Here is an 8,804-nt window from a genome sequence, read left to right on the forward strand (position 1 = left end):
ATTTTATAGTATTTTTATACATTTATAGCCAAGAAAAGGCCAGCCAAGTCAACATTTCTTATTTCTGGGCATCTGTTTTTGAATACAATTGTGCCTGATATTCTACTAATGATTGAGTGATGAGCTCAACCGCTTTTTCTAATTGCGGATACGTAACGGTTAAAGGGGGAAGTAATCGAACCACATTAGGCCCTGCTAATACAGTTAACAGCCCAGCGGTTTGTAATTTCTTGATAATAGGAAGAGCCGCTTCTTTCATAGCGATTCCTATCATTAACCCACGCCCTCTCACTTGCTCCACCAGGTCTACTTGGTTCAGATTATTCGTCAGCTTTTCTTTAAGAAAATTTCCCTTTGCTTTAACTTCTTCTAAGAAATCTTCCTGAAAAATTGTTTCCAAAGTTGCTTTTACAGCAGTGGAAGCCAAAGGACTTCCTCCAAAAGTCGACCCATGAGCCCCAGCACTAAAGGATTCTGCCAGCTCTGGCTTCCCGATCATTGCACCAGTCGGAAATCCGCTCCCCAGCCCTTTTGCTGAAGTCACTAGATCAGGATCAAGATCAAAATGTTGATACGCAAAAGGATAGCCTGTTCTACCGATGCCTGTTTGAACTTCATCAATGACAAACAAAGCACCAATTTCTTTACATTTCTCTTGAACAGCTTCCAGGAATTCAACATCCGCTTCAATGACGCCTCCTTCTCCCTGAATCACCTCTACCATAACTGCCGCTGTATCACTCTTAATTTCCTTCACGGCCTCCGTGTCGTTAAATGGAAGATATTCAAAAGTAGGAAGCAAATTCCCATAACCTTCGTGTACCTTTGGCTGTCCAGTGGCACTCATCGCAGCGAAAGTACGGCCATGGAAGGACTTTTCAAAGGTGACGATTTTTTCTTTACCCGTGTGCTTTCGAGCTAACTTTATCGCCGCTTCATTTGCTTCTGCTCCACTGTTACAAAAGAAGACTTGAGAAAGCTCCGTAAATTTTGTAAGCCAATTGGCTGCTGATTCCTGCTCTGGTATCTCATAGAGATTAGATACATGCCATACTTTCTCAAGCTGATCCTTCAATGCTTCTTTGACATAATCCGGGCGGTGGCCTAAATTACAAACGCCTATGCCGGAAACAAAATCTAAATACTCTTTACCTTGCTCATCTATAACAACCGTTCCCTTACCCGATACTAAGTGGATAGGAAACCGATTATAAGTCGGAAATACATTCACTGAACCTCTTCCTTTCGTGATAAACAAATTTTCGTACCGGCAATTTGGTTATTTTCAACCAATGGCTGACTGCCGCATACAATCATGACCTCCCTCAAGGTTTCTGATAAAGCCTCTACTGCCGATTGCACCTTGGGAATCATTCCGCCATAAATGGTTCCCTCTGTAATCAAATCGGTGATTTCTTCCGGTGTGGTTCGTTCGAGCAGCGTTCCTGACTCCATTATCCCCGGAACATCGGTGACAAACAGCAGCTTATCTGCCTGCACCGCATTGGCTAAGGCAGCTGCGGCAGTATCGGCATTAATATTCACCGTTCTTCCTTCCTCTGTTTTCCCAAGTGGAGCGATGACGGGGACATAGTCATCCTTCATGCACTTGATTAAGAATGCCGTATCGACTTGCTTCACTTTTCCTACGAGACCAAGAAACTTCTCATCTATTAAACTCGCTGTAAGAATTTCCGCATCGGTTCCTTGTAAACCCAGAGCCTTGATTCCCTGTCGGTTCAATTCGGAAGTAACCTGGGCATTTACCTGTCCGCCCATAGTCATTTGAACAACCTCGAGTGTCTCCTCAGTAGTCTTCCTTAAACCGTTATGAAACTCTCCTTTAATATGCAGACGATCAAGCATTGCCGTAATCGCCGGTCCGCCTCCATGAACGATCAGACAGTGGTACATCTTCGTTAATGATTTCAAGCTTTCGTAAAAAGCGGGCGTGAGCTGATCTATCATACTACCCCCAAGCTTGATCACAACCACCGGCTTATGATTAAGTTCGGTAGCTGGCATTGATTTTGACATAGTCATAGGTTAGATCACACCCCCAGGCTGTTCCAGAACCCTCGCCTGCCAAAAGCTCCACTTGGATTTGCACTTTTTCTTTTCCAAGAGCCGCAGCAGCCTTTTCTTCTGAAAAAGAATTAGGAGTCCCTTTACTGAAAACCAATTGATCCTCCAAATAAATACTGCAATTTTCCGGATCTACTTGAGCATCGCTATGACCAATTGCCCCAACAATTCTGCCCCAATTAGCATCCTCGCCATAGACGGCCGTCTTTACGAGGCTCGAGCCGACCACTTTCTTAGCAATGACTCGTGCTTCCTGATCGGAATGAGCACCCTGGACGTTTACTTCAATCAGTTTAGTTGCTCCTTCGCCATCCCTGGCAATCTGTTTTGCTAGATCTTCACAAACCAACTGCAGACCTTCTGTAAAAGCGGCCCAATCTGGATGCTCCGGAGTTAATGAGCAATGCTCCACACTGCCATTGGCCATAGCGAGTACCATATCGTTGGTAGACGTTTCACCATCTACCGTAATTTGATTAAAAGACTTTTCTATCGAGGATTTCAATGCCAATTGCAGCTGATCCGACTCAATGGCTGCGTCCGTCGTAATAAAACCAAGCATGGTCGCCATATTGGGATGAATCATCCCAGAGCCCTTTGCTGCTCCCCCGATCGTTACAACTTTCTCGTCAATGATCACCTGATACCCACACGTCTTTTCACACGTATCTGTGGTCAAAATAGCCTTCTGAAAGTCCTCAGCGCCCGTGGAAGTTGGATTAACATGGTGACAGCCATATTCAATTTTATCCATGGGAAGCTGATCTCCAATAACGCCTGTAGATGCTACAGCCACGTATTCTTCTGGAAAATTAAACCGTTCAGCGATCCACTTTCTCATTAAGTAAGCATTCGTCAGCCCTTCTTTACCTGTACAGGCATTGGCGACCGCGCTATTAATGACCAGCGCCTGAAGCTTATGAGACTTAGCTATACTCTCCTGAGTAACTTTAAGTGGAGCAGCCTGAAAGTGGCTTTGGGTATAAACGGCCGCACAAGAAGCTGGCTCATCACTTAGAAGCAAACCAAAATCTTGCTTTTCATATCGCAGCCCACTATGTATTCCTCCTGCTTTAAACCCTTTTGGCGATAGAACCGTCCCATTCTCAACCTTCTTTAAATGATGCGCGTCCGTTGTTTCCAGCACCCCATTCACCCTTTCTTTCATTATGGATAGACAGGCAGCGTTTGGATGCCCGTAGATTCCTCTAAGCTAAATAATAGATTCATATTTTGTACCGCCTGGCTGGCAGCACCCTTCATAAGATTATCGATCACGGAGACAATCGTGACTCGATTTGTTCTCTCATCCACCGTCAGTCCGATATCACAATAATTAGATGTGTGCACATCTTTCGTACACGGAAACTGCCCTTCTTTTCTTACTCGTACGAATGGACATTCACCGTAATAATTCTCGTACAGTTCGAGCAGATCATGGGTCGTTTTATTTTTATTTAATTGGAGGTAGGTCGTAGCCATGATCCCCCTTGTCATAGGAACCAGATGGGTGGAAAACGTGACCGCCCCCATATCTCTATCCCAATTATTCATCTGTTGCTCTATTTCTGGAATATGCTGATGCTGATTTACTTTATAGATTTGCAGATTCTCTTGCGCATGAGCGAAGTGAGTCATTTTAGCTGGATTTTTCCCCGCTCCTGAAACTCCTGATTTCGCATCTATAATTAGTGACCCGGGGATAACGAGGTTTTCTTTGACCACTGGTCCGGATCCCAGTAATGCGGCCGTAGGATAACAGCCAGGATTCGCTATTGTTTCCGCCTTGCTTATCGCTTCACCATTCCATTCACTTAACCCATACACCGCTTGGTTTATGGTTTCTAGCGGTGCAGAGTCTTTTTTGTACCATTCTTGGTAGGCAGCAGGGTCCTTCAATCGCAGATCCCCTGATAAATCAATAACTTTTGCCTTCCCTCCGAGCAGCTGAGGTGTTAATTGAACCGATACACCAGCAGGAGCAGCTAGAAAAATTACATCGAGTGAATGTTTCATAGTTTCTGTATGGATTTCTTCAAGCTCTGTCTGTGCAATTTTATTCAAGTGACTGTATATTTCATCCACCGGTGTACCTGCTTCTGTTGTAGAAAAGATCCGTATAGTTTTCACTTCAGGGTGCACGGATAGCAGCCTGATCAGCTCTAGACCACCATATCCCGTTGCCCCAATAATCCCTGCTTTCACCTTACAATCCCCTTTCATCAATCTATGTATAATTATTATGAATGTCGTATATTTATGCTATTATTACCTTTTATTTGTCAGATGTCAACACTCTATTGGTATTTTTATAAATTTAACTTCATAGATATTCATTAATAAAAAGCACATTCGACAGCTATAATCACGTCATAGGCTGGATTGTTAACCTTTGAAGTCTAGAAAACTATCCTCATCCATGAAAATTTTTTCAGCGGAAAAATTGGCCATGCGAAAAAAGCTCGTGTAACACGAGCCTGTAAATTTTTATTTCCCTGTAAAAAAAGTAAGTCCTAGAAACAAGCGAAATTTAAGACAGGAAAAACTGGTGTGACCTAGAGGACACACCTATCCTTTATTATTGAAGCAATTCATTTTCCACTTTTTCAGATACAGCTCCCGTACCTCCTAGTATGGTAAAATAAGAAGTTCCATTTTCATCTATTAACGCCTGTACTTCTTTCGGGATTTCATTTTTCTTTACAAGCACCATCGGTTCTCCCCATTTAGCTGCTAAAACGGACCCCGTTAAGGCATCGGCATAATTCTCCCCTGTGGCAATCGTCATGAAAAACGGATCCAAGCCCAATTCACGAACGAGATTCACCGACGTCTCATATCGTGTTTTTCCGGCAATACGAATAGGATGATGACTCTTAACCGAAGCTTCCACATGATTGCTAATTACCCCCGTCCCTCCCACAATGATTGTGTCGTCCACTTCTTCCAGGGCAGACTTAGCCGCTATTGGCAAATTATTTTTTTCCGTTAATAGTATAGGCATACCGTGAGTCGCCGCATAGGAACCCGCCGATAAAGCATCGGGGAAACTGCTCCCTGAAGCCAGTACTGCAGAATCATAGTACCCCAGCTCTTTTGCAATTTCCGCTGCGGTTTCATAGCGATTGGTACCGCCTATCCTTTTCACCTTTATATCATACTCATTCTTTAATTCGTTCATCACTTTCGGTGAGATCGCACCGGGTCCTCCCAGAATAATTACTTTCTCTGCTCCAAATTCTCTTAGTGCTTTTTTCACATCCTGGTGGAGTTTATCCTTTGGATTCAACAGAATCGGCGCATCAATCTTATAAGCTAGAGGAGCACCTGCAAGGGCATCCGGGAAATTAAAATCTCTAGCTAGAATGATAGTGTCTGCTCCTTCCGGCCACCCATTCCTGGCAATTTCCACTGCTGTTTTATAGCGATCTGAACCATTAATGCGAATGGCTTCTTTTTGGTAAGAATCATCTTCTGAAAATGGAGAAAGAACATAGGCACCGTCCGTACCACCTCCATTAAAATCCACGGCTGCTATGTAATAAGTCCCAGGGTGCACTGTGTAAGCTTGCATATACGAATGGTCTTCATAATAATAATCCTCCCAATCTACCGCAACTCCTTTTTCATCGAATAATTGATATCCCAAATCTACTTTAGAATCTGCAAAAGCCGCCACATCTATTCGATCTTCTTTATCTATCGTTAATTTATATATATCTACATCTTCAAAGGTGAAGTCTCCCACCACAGTGTCATCAAGCTTTAGTGGATTTGCCTGCTCTAGCAGATTATTAGGCTCTTTTTCCAACTTGGTTCCATAGGTGGTGATGGTATCAGAAGAAGCTTCTGCTGCATCTAGTTTATCCTTCAGAGCGGTTATCTTCGGCAGTATCGCTGCTTTCATCTTGAGAGAAGAATGAACCTTATCTTTCATTTCCAGTAAGTCCTTCACGCTTTGATAGTTTCCAGCCTTAGAAAGAATCGTAGGATCCGCTCCGGCTGCCCCCACAGTTTGAATCCTGCTAAATGGTAAAATGAACAAACTCAAAAATAGCATAATGATTAACTTTCTCATCCATCATTCCTCCATAATTATTAATGTGTAAATGACTGGTAACGAGTTTTATTATAGTCTATAAATTCATAGTTTAGCGATAAGAGGTTTTGTCGATATGCTGAAAACCGTTACCTAAATAATGACAAATAACTCTTATTAAAAATGGCTGGTTATTTATAGGTTTCCTGATAAAACAGATGACTTTGAACCAGCAGGTTAAATGAATTCATTCTATAACTCTTCCTTTCCAGCAGGGAATGAAGTCGGAATGTGGAACGGTAACTCAACTTCCGGACTATTTATTACAAAATCTCTGATAAATCTAGTATGGACTCTCGACGAATGGGAATTTACTCTTACCTCGTTTATTTGATAATCCGTGAGTGAGGAGATTGGAAGAAGGAAAATGATGAAAGTGATCATTCATTAGCCACAAAAAAAGATCAAATCGCGAGGATTTGACCAAAAATAGACCATGTAATTAATTTCAACTCAGCCAGAAGCTCGTGACAGCAAATCTATGTTCCCCTTATTTGCAGATTTCCCCGGATTAATTCCCCCAATAAGAGAGTTCATTTGACCTGACATTTCATTCAAAGAGGTGACACGGTCAACCATCTTCTGAATCAATTCATGTTGTTCGGTAGAAACATTCATCACGTAATTATTTTGCCTTTTAGCTTCCATTGTAAAAGTAAGAAATTTTTGAAAAGTTCGGGAAACAGCCGGAATATCTGCTAGAAGCTTCTGGCTGGCGGAATTTACTTCAAGGGGATGTGCCTCCGTCTCTTCAGATTTAAATAGAAGAGTATCTGAAGTACATGGATGGAAGAATGAACCGTCGGGAAATCTCATGACTATTTTTGCAAGCAGCCGAAAAGCTCAAGCTTTTTAAATCTTTTTATAGCAAGAATACCCTGCCAATACCGGCGGGCGACAGCAAATTCATTCTCATACTCTCCCCACTTCCAAGAAATATCCCATACTCCGGTTTCAGGAAGCTTGGCAATATAAAAATTCAAATTTGACTGGATTAATTCATTCATCTTTCCGCAAAGCGGATGATCCGGCCCATGAATAAAATCAAGAGGAAGCGCCTTATAACCAACTGACCAGCTTGAAACCTGTTTTTCCATCGATTGTTCAGCAAGTATCAAAATTTTATTAGATACTTCTTTTAATGTATAAGGAAGATTTGAATTAAAAGAGGCTTCGAATGGCTGGATTAATTGAACAAAATGTTGATAATTATTGATCTCATGGCTATCCATCTCCTTACATTCCATGAGCCGAGGGATTGCTCTTTCGATGGATTTCCAGCCAAGCAGGGAGGACTTACTTCTTTCAGGAGTCCAATGAATAAGAAAAGCAGCAAGTTCGATACTCGGATTAAACATCCAATTTTCCTGAACACCTTCTCGCCAGTGCCACCAAGGTGCATGAGGAAATTGATTGTTCTCTGGAAGTACAGATGGCCACATCCCCCAATCCTCCTGGCATGTATCTGTTAAATAAGAAACGAGTCCTTGAACGATTTCTTCCTCTGGAGATGCTTCCACCTCAATTAATAGTTGACCAGCTGTCCAAGTTGCCATCGGAGAAGAATCTGGCAGCCAGAAATCCGGTTCTAATCCGTGTCCAAATCCGCCATCTTCATTTTGAAAGGCAGATAAATAGCTGATTATTAAGTCTCGAGACCCTCCTTTAAACATCCATTGCCATTGAGCAGCCTCTAAAGGACGAGCATTTCGTTTTATCCAATTCTCTACCCTATGGAAGCGTTCCTTTGAAATCTCTATTCGACTCACTCCTCAGTTGTGTGTATTTACTTAGTATTATAGCCTAAAGGATGCTTAAGCCAGTTACTTTTCTATAGGATTAGGACTCTGAATGCTTTTACAATTCTTTATAAAACTCAGTGATAAACTGAGCTTTCTTTACCCATATTGCTTTTGATGTTTTTTCTTTAAGCTTAAGTATTCTTTATCCGTCCTGATTTCCTTCCACTTTTCTTCAAAGATTCTGTCGGATGCTGCTTTTTCTTCATCGATTTCCCTAGTATGAACCTGACCATCCTCCTTATATTTTTTGCCTCCTTTGTAGTTCGCATAACGTCTGGATCTTGTATAGCCCATTTGTGTAAATTTTCTTGCCATGTCCATTCCTACAAAGTCTTGATTCTTTTTGTATTCTTGAAAGAGCTGATAAATTTTATTAGCAGATTCTTCAGCTATCTCGGGTGTTTTAAACCGCCAGTGAGGAAGAATTTCACTTTTGTAGGGTTCCACTAATAAAACGCCTTGCTCTCCTCGTCCGACTTGATATTTTTCTGGCTGCTCCCGGAAATTAATGTTGTCAAAGTCTAAATCATAATCAAAACTCAATTCGCCCAGCTCCTTTTTTAGGCGGTGTTCCCATAATAAGTGATCGCATAAACTCCTCAACGTGCTCGTCTGCCTTTTTGTTAAAATCATTCGAAGGGATAGCATAGCGAATATAACCAAAAACACTACCCTTCCATTAAAGCTCCCTATTCATGATGAATCAGTTACGAGACATCTTGAAGATTCCATTTACGGTTAACAGAGAGCCGAGGTCGGGGAAATGACTCGCTTTCCATGGGTGAAGTGACCCCTTATATTTGGACACTATGTAATTA

The 8,804-nt window shown here is 42.0% G+C and carries 8 protein-coding genes; all 8 read right to left on the reverse strand.

Annotated features, from left to right (window positions below):
- Window positions 1–58 precede the first annotated feature (58 nt).
- The 8 genes from Q7A53_RS14795 to Q7A53_RS14830 all read right to left on the reverse strand — a co-directional run bounded on the left by Q7A53_RS14795 (window position 59) and on the right by Q7A53_RS14830 (window position 8,529).
- Window positions 59–1,231, reverse strand: coding sequence for an acetylornithine transaminase (locus Q7A53_RS14795; RefSeq protein ID WP_411789954.1), 1,173 nt, complete (start codon window positions 1,229–1,231; stop codon window positions 59–61).
- On the reverse strand, window positions 1,228–2,043 hold the full coding sequence (gene argB / locus Q7A53_RS14800) for an acetylglutamate kinase (RefSeq protein ID WP_411789955.1): 816 nt from the start codon (window positions 2,041–2,043) through the stop codon (window positions 1,228–1,230). Before argB ends, Q7A53_RS14795 begins: the two co-directional genes overlap by 4 nt.
- A complete protein-coding gene (argJ, locus tag Q7A53_RS14805) occupies window positions 2,006–3,232 on the reverse strand; it encodes a bifunctional ornithine acetyltransferase/N-acetylglutamate synthase (RefSeq protein ID WP_411789956.1) in 1,227 nt (408 codons plus the stop codon). The genes argB and argJ overlap by 38 nt, the downstream gene beginning before the upstream one ends.
- Before the next feature lie 20 nt (window positions 3,233–3,252).
- Window positions 3,253–4,290, reverse strand: a complete 1,038-nt coding sequence (gene argC, locus Q7A53_RS14810) for an N-acetyl-gamma-glutamyl-phosphate reductase (protein ID WP_411789957.1) — start codon at window positions 4,288–4,290, stop codon at window positions 3,253–3,255.
- A 373-nt stretch (window positions 4,291–4,663) separates the two neighbouring features.
- Window positions 4,664–6,163, reverse strand: a complete 1,500-nt coding sequence (locus Q7A53_RS14815) for a cell wall-binding repeat-containing protein (RefSeq protein WP_411789958.1) — start codon at window positions 6,161–6,163, stop codon at window positions 4,664–4,666.
- A 474-nt stretch (window positions 6,164–6,637) separates the two neighbouring features.
- Window positions 6,638–7,000, reverse strand: coding sequence for a hypothetical protein (locus tag Q7A53_RS14820; protein ID WP_411789959.1), 363 nt, complete (start codon window positions 6,998–7,000; stop codon window positions 6,638–6,640).
- 2 nt (window positions 7,001–7,002) lie between these two features.
- Window positions 7,003–7,953 carry a prenyltransferase/squalene oxidase repeat-containing protein gene (locus Q7A53_RS14825; RefSeq protein ID WP_411789960.1) on the reverse strand — a complete coding sequence of 317 codons (951 nt, stop codon included), beginning with the start codon at window positions 7,951–7,953 and terminating at the stop codon, window positions 7,003–7,005.
- Between the two features lie 129 nt (window positions 7,954–8,082).
- Window positions 8,083–8,529 carry a DUF4385 domain-containing protein gene (locus Q7A53_RS14830; protein ID WP_411789961.1) on the reverse strand — a complete coding sequence of 149 codons (447 nt, stop codon included), beginning with the start codon at window positions 8,527–8,529 and terminating at the stop codon, window positions 8,083–8,085.
- Window positions 8,530–8,804 lie beyond the last annotated feature (275 nt).

Source organism: Halobacillus rhizosphaerae, from assembly GCF_046719735.1.
Taxonomy (GTDB): Bacteria; Bacillota; Bacilli; order Bacillales; family Halobacillaceae; genus Halobacillus_B; species Halobacillus_B rhizosphaerae.